Source organism: Cyanobacteria bacterium QS_8_64_29, assembly GCA_003022125.1.
Lineage (GTDB): Bacteria > Cyanobacteriota > Cyanobacteriia > Cyanobacteriales > Rubidibacteraceae > QS-8-64-29.
In genome coordinates this window covers 1-13,686 of sequence record PXQH01000043.1, presented here as the reverse complement: position 1 = coordinate 13,686, position 13,686 = coordinate 1, and the positions used below count along the sequence as shown (strand labels likewise).

The 13,686-nt window shown below is 62.1% G+C and carries 11 protein-coding genes; 6 read left to right on the top strand and 5 right to left on the bottom strand.

Annotated elements, in window-relative coordinates:
* Window positions 1–8: 8 nt before the first annotated feature.
* Window positions 9–1,955 carry an arginine decarboxylase gene (locus tag BRC58_07410; GenBank protein PSP17047.1) on the top strand — a complete coding sequence of 649 codons (1,947 nt, stop codon included), beginning with the start codon at window positions 9–11 and terminating at the stop codon, window positions 1,953–1,955.
* A 13-nt stretch (window positions 1,956–1,968) separates the two neighbouring features.
* Here the strand turns inward: BRC58_07410 and BRC58_07405 are convergent, their stop codons facing one another.
* The 4 genes from BRC58_07405 to purE form a co-directional block, all read right to left on the bottom strand.
* On the bottom strand, window positions 1,969–3,189 hold the full coding sequence (locus BRC58_07405) for a 4-hydroxy-3-methylbut-2-enyl diphosphate reductase (GenBank protein ID PSP17046.1): 1,221 nt from the start codon (window positions 3,187–3,189) through the stop codon (window positions 1,969–1,971).
* 120 nt (window positions 3,190–3,309) lie between these two features.
* The gene (locus tag BRC58_07400) at window positions 3,310–4,806 is read right to left on the bottom strand and encodes an ammonium transporter (protein ID PSP17045.1); all 1,497 of its coding nucleotides are present in this window, start codon (window positions 4,804–4,806) and stop codon (window positions 3,310–3,312) included.
* A gap of 188 nt (window positions 4,807–4,994) precedes the next feature.
* Window positions 4,995–6,011 carry a proline/glycine betaine ABC transporter substrate-binding protein ProX gene (locus BRC58_07395; protein ID PSP17044.1) on the bottom strand — a complete coding sequence of 339 codons (1,017 nt, stop codon included), beginning with the start codon at window positions 6,009–6,011 and terminating at the stop codon, window positions 4,995–4,997.
* Entirely contained in the window at window positions 6,012–6,545 is a 534-nt protein-coding gene (gene purE, locus BRC58_07390) for a 5-(carboxyamino)imidazole ribonucleotide mutase (GenBank protein ID PSP17043.1), read from the bottom strand.
* A gap of 29 nt (window positions 6,546–6,574) precedes the next feature.
* Between purE and nagA the strand changes: the two genes are divergently transcribed.
* A complete protein-coding gene (gene nagA, locus BRC58_07385) occupies window positions 6,575–7,735 on the top strand; it encodes an N-acetylglucosamine-6-phosphate deacetylase (GenBank protein PSP17042.1) in 1,161 nt (386 codons plus the stop codon).
* Here the strand turns inward: nagA and BRC58_07380 are convergent.
* Window positions 7,704–10,421, bottom strand: a complete 2,718-nt coding sequence (locus tag BRC58_07380; protein ID PSP17041.1) for a trans-splicing intein-formed DNA polymerase III subunit alpha N-terminal partner DnaE-N — start codon at window positions 10,419–10,421, stop codon at window positions 7,704–7,706. The two genes, nagA and BRC58_07380, sit on opposite strands and share 32 nt — an antisense overlap.
* Window positions 10,422–11,222: 801 nt before the next feature.
* Between BRC58_07380 and BRC58_07375 the strand changes: the two genes are divergently transcribed.
* The 4 genes from BRC58_07375 (at window position 11,223) to BRC58_07360 (ending at window position 13,410) form a co-directional block, all read left to right on the top strand.
* Window positions 11,223–11,342 (top strand): hypothetical protein, encoded by a 120-nt coding sequence (locus BRC58_07375; GenBank protein PSP17040.1) that lies wholly within the window; start codon window positions 11,223–11,225, stop codon window positions 11,340–11,342.
* Between the two features lie 208 nt (window positions 11,343–11,550).
* Entirely contained in the window at window positions 11,551–11,883 is a 333-nt protein-coding gene (locus BRC58_07370; GenBank protein PSP17039.1) for a hypothetical protein, read from the top strand.
* Window positions 11,884–12,228: 345 nt separating this feature from the next.
* Window positions 12,229–12,645 (top strand): hypothetical protein, encoded by a 417-nt coding sequence (locus BRC58_07365; GenBank protein PSP17038.1) that lies wholly within the window; start codon window positions 12,229–12,231, stop codon window positions 12,643–12,645.
* A 9-nt stretch (window positions 12,646–12,654) separates the two neighbouring features.
* Window positions 12,655–13,410 carry a hypothetical protein gene (locus BRC58_07360; GenBank protein PSP17037.1) on the top strand — a complete coding sequence of 252 codons (756 nt, stop codon included), beginning with the start codon at window positions 12,655–12,657 and terminating at the stop codon, window positions 13,408–13,410.
* Window positions 13,411–13,686: the final 276 nt, after the last annotated feature.

Below are 13,686 nucleotides of genomic sequence, written 5' to 3'. Positions count from 1 at the left end.
GAGCTGCTATGGCAGCCGATCCCAGCACGCGGGCCGCCGCCAGCGATCACCAAGCGGGTGGCGCCTGGCACGCCGCCGACAGCGAGGCGCTCTACGGCGTGCGCCAGTGGGGCGAGCCCTACTTTAGCGTCAATGCGGCCGGGCGCGTGACGGTCTCGCCCTGCGGCGATCGCGGGCCGCAGCTGGATTTGTACGAGATCGTAGGCGCGCTGCGCGAGCGCGGCCTGAACCCGCCGCTGCTGGTTTGCTTCTCCGACATCCTGGCGGATCGCTGGGCCCGGCTGCAGGCCTGCTTCGAGCGCGCGATCACGCACTACGCTTACCCGGGCGCCTACTACAGCGTCTTTCCGCTCAAATGCAACCAGTACGCCCACTGCCGCCAGGCGCTGGCTCAATTTGGCAGCGCCCAAAGCTGCGGGCTGGAGGTGGGGTCCAAGCCCGAGTTGGCAATTGCGCTGGCCACCTTCGATGCCCAACCCGGAACGGCGGGGCTGCTGGTCTGCAACGGCTACAAGGACCGCGAGTACATCGAGATGGCCCTGCTGGCGCAGCGCTTGGGTCCTACGCCGGCACTGACGCTGGAGCACCCCAGCGAGCTGGCAACCGCCATCGAGCTCAGCCGCGACTTGGGCATCCGCCCCCTTTTGGGCGTTCGGGCCAAGCTCAGCGCCTCCGGTTCGGGTCACTGGGGGCACTCCAGCGGCGATCACGCCAAGTTCGGCCTCACCGCGCCGCAGTTGCTGGAGGTAGTCGAGCGGCTGCAGCAAGCTGGCATGCTGGACTGCCTGCAGCTGCTGCACTTTCACGCCGGCTCTCAGATCGCGGCGATCGGCACCATTAAGGCTGCCATCCGCGAGGCCAGCCAGCTGTACGTCGAGCTGCGCCAGTTGGGCGTCCCCCTGCGCTATCTGGATGTGGGCGGCGGCCTGGCGGTCGACTACGACGGCTCCAAACGCCAGGGGCAGGCCTCCAAAAACTACAACATGCAAAACTACGCCAACGACATTGTGGCGGAGGTCAAAGAGGCGTGCGAGGCGCGCTCGGTCCCAGTCCCGACCCTCATTAGCGAAAGCGGCCGCGCCATTGCCGCCCACCATGCCGTGCTCGCGTTCGACGTGCTGGGCAGCAGCGAACCCCCAACGGCGCTACCGGCCCGCCGCGAAGCGGGCGATCCCCGCATCATCCGCAACTTGTGGGAGACCTACGATGCGCTTGGGGCGGGCAACTACCAAGAGGCCTACCACGACGCCGTTCAATTCCGAGAAGAAGCGGTGGGGCTGTTTGATTTTGGCTACCTCAGCCTGGCCGAGCGCGCGCGCGCCGAGCGGCTCTACTGGGCCTGCTGCGATCGCCTGCTGGCGCTGGTGCGCGAGTGCGCTGCCAACAGCGAGGAACGCGCGGCCCTAGAGATGGTCATGGCAGCGATTTACTACGTCAATTGCTCCATCTTCCGCTCAGCCCCCGATAGCTGGGCGATCAAGCAGCTGTTTCCCATCATGCCCCTCCATCGCCTGGACGAGGCACCCACGCAGCGCGGCGTGCTGGGCGATCTGAGCTGCGACAGCGACGGCCAGATCGACCGCTTCGTCTCGCCGCAGACGGGCCAGTCCGAGCGCGTCCTGCCGCTCCATCCGCTCGATGGCCGCGAGCCCTACTACCTGGGCATGTTCCTGGTAGGGACCTACCAGCAAATCATGGGCAATGCCCACAACCTGTTCGGCCATCCCAACGTGGCCTGCATCCGCGCCACCGCCGATAGCTATTCCATCGAGCGCATCGAGGGGGGCGATACGATCGCCGACATCCTCCAAACCGTGGGCTACAGCCCTGCCGATTTGCTCGAGCGCCTGCGCCAGCGCACCGAACGGCACGGCCTGGATCCCCAGGCATCGCAGCGGCTGCTGCGCAACTACCGGCGCAGCCTCGAGCGCAGCACCTACCTCAGCGAGCGCTGAGCGCGCCCGCCGGCTACGAGCGCGCGGGCGCCGGCTCGGCCGGTGCTTTGAGCGCAAAGATCTGCTGCAGGACCTCCTCGACAGCGCGATCAGGGGTGGAGGCACCTGAGGTAACCCCGATGGTGATGTGCCCCTCGGGGAGCCAGCCCTCGGTCACGGTGGGGCCCTGACCCAGCGGCTTGTGCTCGATGCGATTGCCCGGACCGATGCGCTCGGCGCCATCGATGTGGTAGGAGGGGATGCCGCGCTCGATGGCGATTTCTTGCAGGTGGGTGGTGTTGGAGGAGTTGAAGCCGCCAATGACCACCATCAGCGATAGGTCCTCCTCCACCAGATCGAACATGGCGTCCTGGCGCTCCTGGGTGGCGTCGCAGATGGTGTTGAAGCTCATAAAGTGCTGGCTCCCTTCGCTGGGGCCGTACTTTTTGAGCATGGTGCGCTCGAACAGCTTACCGATCTGCTCGGTCTCGCTTTTGAGCATGGTGGTCTGGTTGGCCACCCCCACGTATTCCAGATCCCGGTCGGGGTCAAAGCCCGGCGAGCAGGCCTCGCCGAACTTGCGCATGAATTCGTCCTTGTCGCCGCCGTTGAGAATGTAGTCGGCAACGTAGCTGGCTTCGTCGTAGTCGAGCACGACCAGGTACTTGTCGGCAAATGAGCTGGTGGCGATGGTTTCCTCGTGCTGGTACTTGCCGTGGATGATGGAGGTAAACTGGCGTTTTTTGTGCTTCTCGACCGAGTTCCAAACCTTGGAGACCCAGGGACAGGTGGTATCGACGATGGTGCAGCCCTTGTCGTTGAGCAGCTGCATCTCCTGCACGCTCGCGCCAAAGGCCGGAAGGATCACAACATCGCCCGAGTCAACGACCGAGAAATCCTTCTGGCCGTCCCGAACGGGAATGAAGCTCACCTCCATATCCCGCAGCTTCTGGTTGACGCCGGGGTTGTGGATGATTTCGTTGGTGATCCAAATGCGCTCGTTGGGAAAATGCTCGCGGCTTTCGTAAGCGATCGCCACAGCCCGCTCGACTCCCCAGCAAAAGCCGAATGCCTCGGCGAGGCGGATGGTAACGTTGCCGCGCGTCAGCCAATTGCCGTTGTTGCGAATTTCGCGGATGAGCTCGCTTTGGTACTCCGACTGCATGGCATCGGCGACTTCGGCTTCATAGCCGAAGCCCCGGCGGTGGTAGTTGGGCGAGTGCTGAAGCGAGCGCTTGAACGATTTGGTATCCATGGGCCGCTCCTGGCTGGGCTGCCTCGACGCTGGCTTTGCTCCCAATGGTGCCATTCTGGCCGGGCAGCTCAAACTTAGGGATGCGCCCGGCGGACTTGCCGGAACATCCGGTCCCGTTTGCTAGCGGGCCTGGGAGCCGCGCGAGCTAGCGCCCATGCTGCCGAAGCTGCCGCTGCTGCTAAAAGCATCCGCTTCTTTGACAAAGCCGCTATAGGCCTCCATGGCGTGCTCGCCAATGTCCAAGCCCTGGATTTCTTCTTCGGGCGTAACGCGAATGCCCATGATGGCACGCACCAGGGCCCAAAAGATCCCGGTGACCACGACCGTAAACAGCCCCACGGCGCCGACGCCTAGCAGCTGGCTCAGAAACTGGTCGATGCCGGCTTCTACGTCTTTACCAGGCGCGACTGCAAAGATGCCCACGGCCAGGGTGCCCCAAATGCCGGCAATCAGGTGGACCGAGATGGCCCCCACCGGGTCGTCGATTTGGGCGCGCTCGAAAAAAGCCACTGAGAGCACGACAATAAAGCCCGCAATGCCGCCAATGATGATGGCGCCCAGATCCGTGACGTAGGCACAGCCGGCGGTGATGGCCACCAGGCCGGCCAAAAAGCCGTTAACCATCATAGAAAGGTCGGGCTTGCCGTCCCGCGCCCAAGAAGTCAGCGTTGCGGCCACGGCGCCGGCAGCGGCGGCCAAGTTGGTCATGACCGCAATTCCGGGAACATTGGCGGTAGCCTCCAGCTCCGAACCGGGGTTGAACCCAAACCAGCCGATCCAGAGAATGAAGCCGCCCAGGGTCGCCAGGGCCATGTTGTGGCCGGGAATGGCAGTGGGTGTGCCGTCCTCGCGGTACTTGCCCTCGCGCGGCCCCAAAATGGCAGCGCCCATTAGGGCAGCCCAGCCGCCTACCGAGTGCACCAGCGTGGAACCGGCAAAATCGGCAAAGCCCAGCTGGCTGAGCCAGCCGTCGCCGGCCCAGCCCCAGTGGCCGGTGATGGGATAGGCAATCCCGACTAGCAGTACGCTAAAGACCATGAACGAGCTCAGCTTGACGCGCTCGGCCACCGCTCCCGAGACGATAGTGGCGGCCGTCGCGGCAAACGCCATCTGGAACAGAAAGTCGATTGATAGCGGTATGCCTTCCGGGTAGGGATCGTCCAACCCCGTCAGGAACCAGCCGCTCAGGCCGATAACCGGGTTCCCCTCGCCGTACATCAAGGCATAGCCGATCGCCCAGTAGGCAAGCGAGGCCAAGCTGAACACGACCACATTTTTGGCCAGGATGTTGACAGCATTTTTTTGGCGGCTAAAGCCCGCCTCCAGCATGGCGAAGCCCACGTGCATGAAAATCACGAGCACTGCCGCCAGCGTCAAAAAGATGGAGTCGAGCACCACGCCCAACTCTTGCGGGCTTTGGGGGGCGTCGTAGTTGTCGACGCCCAGGGCGGCCGCCGCCTGGTGCCAGAGAACGACGATCGCGGCGACCAGCGGGATGCAGCCCAGCCAAGCGGGGGAGAACCAGCGCAGCAGCGTTGCCAGCGGCTCTATGTAAGCGCTGCGCCGGTGTGGCGGCGCTGCGGCTGATGTTGCAACTTTCGATCTGAGCAGAGACATGCAGGTTTCCTTGAACGCTCCAAACGCGCGCTGGGCGCGGACACCGCAGGTTAGCCCGCCAGTAGCTGGGGCGATTTAAGCGGGCTAGCTAAGCACCAACAATCGCAGTCGCGCTCATTCTGGCGGGCAGCGCGCGCGCTTTTCTGTATCGTTGGATACGTTGAAGCCCCTGGCCGATAGAGCGCGCGTCACCGGGCGGCGTTGCGGGCGCGCTCCAACCAACGCTCGAACTGGTGCTCGTGCTGCGCGATCCAGTCTTGGGCGCGATCGCGAATGTCGGCTGGGGTGGCATCGTTGCGCCGCATGTAGCGGTACTCGGCGTTGAGATCGCTAATGGGAATCTCAACTAGCTCCAGCCAGCGCCGCACGACCGGATGGCGCTGGGCAAAGCCAGCGTTGGCCAGAGTCTGGATTTGATTGGCCGGAAAGCCCAAATTTTGGCCGTTCATTTGGGTATTCTCGGCGGTTAAGGGACGCTGCGGCAGCGAGGTATAAGGGACGGTCAGCCACTGCACGTCACTGCCAGGCTGCAGCACGGCCCCAACCCAAGACGGAATCCAGCCGTAGTACAAAATGGGCTCGCCGCGCTCGAAGCGCTCGATGGCATCAGCCATCATGTCGCTGTAGATGCCCTGCTCCTGCTCGACCGTGTCCTCGAGGCCGTACTCCTGCAGGTGGTGCTCGATGACGGACTCGCACTGCCAGCCCGGGTTGCAGCCCAGCAAGTTGGCGCGGCCGTCGCCATCGGTATCGAAGCGCTCGGCAATCTCGGGTTGGCGCAGCTGTTGCAGGCTGCTCAGGCCGACAGCCCGAGCAGTTTGCCCATCCACCAGATAGCCCTGCAGCGCCGGCGCAACGATGGTGTCCAAGCGCTGCAGGGCGCTCTCGCCGCCGCTGCTTTGAAAGAAGGGGTCGTGCAGCGGGTTCCAGTGGTTGGCCGCGTAATCGGAGTTGCCTTCGGCAATGGCGGCGTGCGCGGTAGCGTAGCTCAACTGCTTGCCGGGGGCATCCACGGCAAAGCCCAAGCGCTCCAGCCCCAGGTTGACGACTTCGGTTTGAAAGATCTCCTCGCGGGTACTGTAGGTGGGCTGGAGCACCTGCGGTTCGCGCTCGCAAGCGCCGCTGACGAGCGCCAAAAGGGCTACGAGCGCGCTCAGCCACCCCCAGCGTTGCCCTAGCCGGGCCCAGCGCGATCGCGCAAGCACCTACTGACCCTCCTGCTGGCGCAGGTACTCGCGCATGCCGGTGCGCTCGAGCTGGGCTTGCTTGTCGCGCACGGCATCGCCGAGCTGCTGGCGGTACTGCTGCAGCACTTGCTGCAGGGTCGGGCGTTGGGCTGCCAGGATTTGGACGGCCAGCAGGCCGGCATTGCGGGCATTGCCGATGGCCACTGTCGCCACTGGGATGCCCGGCGGCATCTGGACGATGGAGTAGAGCGAGTCCATCCCCTGCAAGTGCCGGCTGGGCACGGGGACGCCGATCACCGGCAGCGGCGTGAGCGAGGCCACCATCCCCGGCAGGTGAGCGGCCCCACCCGCGCCCGCCACGATCACTTTGAGCCCGCGATCGCTGGCACTGCGGGCGTAGTCCACCATCCGATCTGGGGTACGATGAGCGGAGACAATAGCGAGCTCGCACGCCACGCCCAGGGCATCGCAGGCCGTTACGGCCCCCTGCATGGTGGGCAGGTCGGAGTCGCTGCCCATAATGACGCCGACTTCCGGCTCGTTGGCGGGCATGGTCGTTTCCTTGGGGCGCTAGGGCTGCAATGGCAAGCGGTTTCGATATTACCAACGCGCGGGTCCCTGGCGGGCAAGGCCGGCAGCGCATCAGCGTCGGCGCCGATGGCGCGATCGCTGCAATTGCTCCCATGGCCCAAGCGCCGGCCTCAGCCCCAACGCAGCCGCAGTACGATGTCGCCGGCGACTGGATCTCGCGCGGCGGGGTAGACCTGCAAGTCAACGGGGCGCTGGGCCTGGCCTTTCCCGAGCTAACCCCGGCTAACCGCGATCGCTTGGCCCAGGTGGGCACCTTTTTGTGGCAGCAGGGCATCGATGCCTACGCGCCCACCCTCATCACCAGCGCCCCGGAGCGGGTGCAGCAAGCGCTGGCCGCGATCGCGCAGTACCGGGCAGCCCAACCCGCGCGCGAGGCGCGCATCCTGGGCGCGCACTTGGAAGGGCCCTTCCTCAACCCGGACAAGCGCGGCGCTCACCCGGCACAGTGGCTGCAGCCGCTAACGGCCCAGCGCGTGCGGCAGTTGCTGGGCGATCGCGGCGATGCCGTGCGCATCGTCACGCTAGCGCCAGAGCTCGATCCCGACGGCCATGCCATTGCCGAGTTGCGCGCGCGCGGCACGACCGTCAGTCTGGGCCACTCGCTAGCCGACGAGCTGCAAGCGCGCGCCGCCTTCGGGCAAGGGGCCTCCATGGTGACCCATGCCTTCAATGCCATGCCGGGCCTGCACCACCGCGAACCGGGCCTGCTGGGAGCGACGCTAACCGCCTCTGGGGTGCGCTGCGGCACCATCGCCGACGGCGTCCACGTTTGTCCCACCATGCTGCAACTGCTGTTGCGCGCCGTGCAGGGCGAGCGGGGGGCGTTTTTAGTCAGCGATGCCCTGGCACCGCTGGGTCTGCCTGAAGGGGACTACCCCTGGGACGGTCGCACGGTCACCGTGGCTGGCGGCACAGCGCGACTGAGCGACGGCACGCTCGCCGGCACCACGCTGCCGCTGCTGGAAGGGGCGTGCAACCTGGTGCGCTGGGGCGCCTGCGCGCCCGAGGTGGCGATCACGCTCGCCACCGAAGCGCCCCGGGCCGCGATCGGGGAGCCGGGACTGGCCCCTGGGCAGCCGGCCGCGCTGCTGCGCTGGTTTGCGGATGGGGGCGGCGAGCTCAACTGGCAGCGGTTCGCCCCGGCACCGTGAAGGGTTCTGCCGCTGCTGGCGGCAGCGGCTCGCTAGGGGAGGCTCGGGCAACGGATTTGAGCTCCAAGCCGCGCTCGAAGATCTCATCGATGGGCAGCCAGTCCCCCTGGGCCGTCATGAACTCGTGGTCGGGGGTAGCGCGGATGCAGGCGCCATTGTCGAGCTCGTACGCGTAGAGCGGTTGCTGGCCGCGGTAGTGCCACTGGGCCACAGGCTGGGTGTAGACGTAGCCGTTGGGATCCACGCTGACGACCTGGCACGCGATCCGCTCCTCAACGATGCGCCCGATGGGCATCAACCCGTACTCGAGGGTGACGACCTCGGTGTCGTAGCTGAGGCAGTACTCGGCGAACAGCCGCATCTGCTCGAACAGATCCTCGGCAAATTGGCGGTCGATGCCGTTTTGAGTCGCACCGTCGATAAACATCTCGCGGTGCTTTTCCATCTCCTTGATTTTCTTTTTGCCCATGGCCCGGCGCAGCAGGTCGGCTTGTCCCAGCGAGTAGCTGGCGAGCTCTTGCGCGATGCGCATGATCTGCTCCTGATAGACCATGACCGCATGGGTCTCTTTCAGGATGGGCTCCAGCCAGGGATGGTCGTACTGGGTGGCCTCGCGGCCGTGCTTGCGGTTGATGAATTTGGGGATAAGGCCGGCATCGAGCGGGCCGGGCCGGTACAGGGCCAAAATGGAGGATAGGTCTTCAACGCTGGTGGGCCCCAGGTCCTGGACGACCTTGAGCATGCCCGACGACTCGAGCTGAAACACCCCTTCCAGGTAGCCGTCTTGCAGCAGCTGGTAGGCCTTGCGGACGTCGTCCGGTTGGGACTGCTGTTGCTCCAGCGCCAGCCGCTGGGCCTCGCGCTCCTGGTGCGTCAGCTCGTCGGGATCCAGTTTGACGCCGCGGTTGCTGGCCACGAGCTCGGTAGTGCGCTGGATGGTCGTTAGGTTTTTGAGGCCCAAAAAGTCCATTTTGAGCAGGCCCAACGACTCCAGATCGTCCATAAAGTACTGGGTGATGGTGGCCCCGTCGTTGTTGGTCTGCAGCGGGACCACTTCGTCGAGCGGCTGGGCCGAGATAACGATGCCGGCCGCGTGGACGCCGTAGGTTTTGTTGGTGCCCTCGATCCGGATGGCCATATCCACCCAGCGGCGGATTTGGGGATCGTTTTCGTATTCCTGCTTGAACTGCGGCTCGGGCGTTTCCTCCGAGACCATGGTGGCCAGGGGCGTGGGGTTGCCGCGTACCACTGGGATGAGCTTGGCCATGCGGTTGGATTCGGCAAAGGAGATACCCAGCACCCGCGCCACATCTTTGAGCACGGCCTTGGAAGTCATGCGGTTGAAGGTAATGATCTGGGCCACGCGATCTTCGCCGTAGCGCCGGGTTACGTAGTCGATGACTTCCTCGCGCCGCTCGATGCAAAAGTCAGTGTCAATGTCGGGCATGGAAGACCGCTCAGGGTTGAGAAAGCGCTCGAACAGCAGGCCGTGGTGGACGGGATCGATGTTGGTGATGCGCAGCGCGTAGGCCACCAGCGATCCGGCCGCCGAGCCGCGCCCCGGACCGACTGGGATGTCGTTGTCGCGGGCGAACTTGATGTAGTCCCAAACCACTAGAAAGTAAGTGGAGAACCCGCGCTGCTGCATGATTTTGAGCTCGTGCTGCAGGCGCTCTTTGTAGTCGCTGCCGACCTCGCTGAGCTCGTTGCACTCCAAGCGCTCGAGCAGTCCCTGCCAGGTAAGCTCTTCCAGGTAACTATCGGCGGTGTGGCCGGCCGGTACGGGAAAGTCGGGGATGCGCGGCTCGCCCAGGATGTCGTAGGGCTGGACTTTCTCGGCAACTTCGCGGGTGGTGGCCAGGGCTTGCTGGATGACCTCATCGGGCAGGTGATCGCGAAATAGCTGCGCCATTTCCTCGCCCGATTTGAGGTATTCAGTGCCGCTGTAGCGCAGGCGCTTGTCCTCGGTGATGAGCTTGCCGGTTTGGATGCAGATCAGCGCGTCGTGGGCCTCAACGTCGTTGCAGGAGATAAAGTGCGAGTCGTTGGTCGCCACGATGCTCAGATCCAGCTCGCGCGCGATTTTGACCAGCTCCACGTTGACGATGCGGTCCTCGGGCGAGCCGTGATCCTGAATTTCGAGGTAATAGTCCTCGCCAAAGACGGCTTTGTACCACTGGGCGATCTCGCGCGCGCGCTTGAGCTCGCCCGCCAGGATGGCCTGGGGCACCTCGCCACCCAGGCAAGCACTGGTGACGATCAGTCCCTCACTGTATTGCGCCAGCAGGTGCTTGTTGATGCAGGGGCGAGCGAAGATCCCGCGCCCTTGCACCCCGCGCAGGTGGGACTCGGTGGTGAGCTTGACTAGGTTTTTGTAGCCCTGGGTGTTTTTGGCCAGCACCACCTGGTGGTACTTGCGGTAGCGGCCTTTGGTCTGGATGTCATCGGCGTTGATGACGTACATCTCGTTGCCGATGATGGGCTTGATGCCTTTGTTGCGGCAGAGCTTGATTAGCTCGATCGCGCCGTACATGACGCCGTGGTCGGTCAGCGCGATCGCGGGCATGCCTAGCTCGACCGCGCGATCGACAAGCGCCGGGAGCTGCGAGGCGCCATCGAGCAGGCTGTAGTCGCTGTGGATGTGCAGGCCGACAAAATCCGTCGTTTGTTGGGAACTGTCGCTCATGGCGCTGGGGCGGTCGCTCGATAGACACCAGCTTAACCGCCATTGCTGGCAGCAACGACCCAGGAGCGCGCAAGGCTTGTCAGGACGCCAGCTGTGCTAAGGTCAGAGCGCTAGTCTCTTGACGAACTCAGGCACTTGCGCTCGAACCTCCCCATGCGCCGCTAGCCAGCCATTGGACTGGCCGCGATCACTGCTGCCCTAGTTGCAGCGGGGCAGCCAGCCCGCGCCTCCCAGCTGACCGAGCTGCTCGCCGGCAACCGGTTCCCGCTCACACGGCAGTTGCAAAACTTCGATCCGAGCTGGCGCAGCATCCGCATCGGCGGCCGGCCCGGAAATGTCACCTCAGGGCTGCTCTCTGGCGTTGCGCCACTTTTGGGACTCGCGCCCAATGTCTACTATACCCGCGGCCGAAAGGTCTCAGTCCAAGACACGACCTATTTGGTAGCGTATCGGGCACCGCTGCCGACTGCTGGGCGAACACCTGCAGACGGTATAACTAAAAGCCTCCCCTTAGAGCTGTCGCTGCTCGATGTGGGCAGCATCGACAGCATTCAAGGCATTCGCTCGTTCGAGCTCAAGCGCGAGCTAGCGCGCCTACAACGGCTTTGGCTATGCACGACTGCTGGAGTTGGAGCATCTCAATTTGCCAGCAGATGCAACATCGCTCTACTGGCTAGTTCCAGATGCAAACCGCGACTGTAGTACTAGGGCGCATTCGCAAACTAGGTAGAGCGGCCTAAAGTTGGCCGCATGAGCGAATCTGACCTATCCGATTGGGAGTGAAACCGCTTGCAGCCACTGATGCCCCAGCCAAGCACCGGACGACCGGCCCACAACCACCGCCGCATTCTCAACGGCATCTTCTGGATCCTGCGCACTGGGGCACCTTGGCGCGAGCTGCCCTGGCACTACGGTCCCTAGCCCACAGTCGCTAACCGTTTCTACCGCTGGCGCCAGGCCGGTATTTGGGAGCGCATTGGGACGGAGTTGCAGCAACTGGCCCAGCAGCGCTGCCAGCTGGATTGGAACCAGCACTTCATCGACAGCACGGCGGTCCAGGCTCACCAGCACTGCGCGCGAGGCTCGCGCGCAGCGAATTTGAGCAGTGGATGCACGCTTTCCAAAGAATATGACTCCCATATTGAGGGAGTTTTGTAGGTCGAAATTTAGTGCACAAGCCACGAGAATTGGTATCAGTACCAAAGTGCACCTACGCACTGATGGCATGGGCAAGCCACTGGTCCTGGCCCTAACCGCAGGCCACCAGCACGATGCGTCCATGTTCCTACCCTTGATGCGCCCGGTGCAGCTCAACGGGCACGGTCCCGGCCGGCCCAAGTGCCAGCCCCACCGGCTCGTCGCCGACAAAGCCTACAGCAGCCGGGCCATCCGCCGTTACGCTCACCAACATTCGACTGACCATCCCCCACAAACGCAACGAGTCCCGGACAGGCCCCTCTGACCGAAGCAGCTACCGGAAGCGCAACCGCATCGAGCGAGCCGTCATACCAATTTGAGCAAAAGACGCCCTAGCTGCTGTCCGGCGAGAGCCATAGCCGGTGTTTTTTTCGAGATCCCCGACTGTGGCAGAATTCGCCACCGCCAGTTATACCAATTCTCGTGGCTTGTGCGCTAGATTCTGATCTCCGAAATTTCCTCAATATGGGGGTTATGTTCTTTGGAAAGCGTGCATCCGCTGCTCAAATTGGTATTATTGATACGCTGCTGGAATGCCTCTGCTACGCTGCTTAAAATCCAAAAGGACAAAAGTTGAGCTCAGAGCAATGCCTCAATTGGAGTTTGGAGTATGGTGCAACTAGCAAGATTCTCAAAACTTGTTTCGGATTTCATCGATAGGGGATTGCTGTACGCAATCGCGCAATACCGAATCCAGACTCCTTTTCCTTTGGATCCCGTTAAGAATTGGCAATTTTGGAAAAACCCGAAACCGACTTGGTTGGAGAACTTTGCGAAAAGGTATCCTTCAGAGTCAAAGCGCAAGGCATATATTGATGAAATGTTAAAGCCAGATCATGCAGTTGGAATTGAAGCCCACTACGATGTTTCCAATGATTTTTACGCCCTTTTTCTCGATGCCCAATATCGTTTTTATACCTGTGCCCGATTTCTCAGCGAAAAAGATACTCTAGAACAAGCACAAGCAAACAAAGTGGAATACCTGCGTAAGCTTTTAAATCTCAGTGGACAAGAGAAAATTCTATAGCAAAAACACATGGATAGTGAACAGACGAGTGGGCTTGTGTCTGAAAGCTTCGATCCCCATTTGAGAGGATCCCAAAGTTTTGCCCAACAAGCTAGCTCCGTTCACATGTGGTCTATGACTGCTGTAGATTTAGGCTGTGGTTGGGGGGCAATGCTAAAATTCCTTCGAGATTCGGGCCATCAAGGTAAGTTATGCGGACTCACTCTTGCTAAAGAGCAACTGGCATATGCTCAGCAGGAGCTGAACCTTGATGTCAAGCTCAAGAATTTCGTGACTGATTCTTTTGACAATCGAAGCTATGATCGCATCTTCTCCATCGGCGCCTTAGAGCATGTCCGACCCCAGGAGTTGTATGGACTTTATCGTAAAATTTACGAGGCTTTAACACCAGGGGGAATAGCAGTACATCAGTTTTTCTCCTTTAATAAGGAACCTTATCCGGTAAGCGCGCTCGCGCTGCAAATTTTCTTTCCCGGATCGATGCTTGTCTTACATCACAAACATCTTGAAGCAGCCAACCGCGCAGGCTTCAAAATCACCCACGACTCCCTCGACGATTATAAACCGACAATTCGTGCCTGGTACGAACGATTAGCTGCCAACCAACACAAAGCCCTAAAATTAGTTAGCCTTGAGACTTATAATAGCTATCTTACTTTTTTCCCCATCGCCTGGCTCTTTTTCCAACATCAAGAAGCGACCCTTCACCGGGTTTCATGGAGAAATTCCTATCAGGTTAGTACTACAGCCGCGGTTTGGGGCTGAAGCTATTGGTAGAGCAATGTTGCCTCTGCTGACACATTGAGATACCCCAACTCCAGCAGTCGTGCATTGCCAAGATGGATGGCCGGCTCCCGCTCCACGACTGCAGTATTAACCTGGCCCCAGTCGGCGCGAGCGCCCCGCCCATCCTGAATCTGGGGGTTCCCTTAGTACTACAGCCGCGGATTGGCTCTACAATCGCTGTGGCAGGCAATTGAGGGCTCGCCAATCCGTGGACGCCATAACCGTATCCAGCTGGGGCAAGCTTGGGCAGCCGGG

Coding starts and splice junctions, on each gene's coding strand:
- BRC58_07410 (PSP17047.1), top strand. CDS start 9: ATGGCAGCCGATCCCAGCACGCGGGCCGCCGCCAGCGATCACCAAGCG.
- BRC58_07405 (PSP17046.1), bottom strand. CDS start 3,189: ATGGATACCAAATCGTTCAAGCGCTCGCTTCAGCACTCGCCCAACTAC.
- BRC58_07400 (PSP17045.1), bottom strand. CDS start 4,806: ATGTCTCTGCTCAGATCGAAAGTTGCAACATCAGCCGCAGCGCCGCCA.
- purE (PSP17043.1), bottom strand. CDS start 6,545: ATGCCCGCCAACGAGCCGGAAGTCGGCGTCATTATGGGCAGCGACTCC.
- nagA (PSP17042.1), top strand. CDS start 6,575: ATGGCAAGCGGTTTCGATATTACCAACGCGCGGGTCCCTGGCGGGCAA.
- BRC58_07380 (PSP17041.1), bottom strand. CDS start 10,421: ATGAGCGACAGTTCCCAACAAACGACGGATTTTGTCGGCCTGCACATC.
- BRC58_07375 (PSP17040.1), top strand. CDS start 11,223: ATGCCCCAGCCAAGCACCGGACGACCGGCCCACAACCACCGCCGCATT.
- BRC58_07370 (PSP17039.1), top strand. CDS start 11,551: ATGACTCCCATATTGAGGGAGTTTTGTAGGTCGAAATTTAGTGCACAA.
- BRC58_07365 (PSP17038.1), top strand. CDS start 12,229: ATGGTGCAACTAGCAAGATTCTCAAAACTTGTTTCGGATTTCATCGAT.
- BRC58_07360 (PSP17037.1), top strand. CDS start 12,655: ATGGATAGTGAACAGACGAGTGGGCTTGTGTCTGAAAGCTTCGATCCC.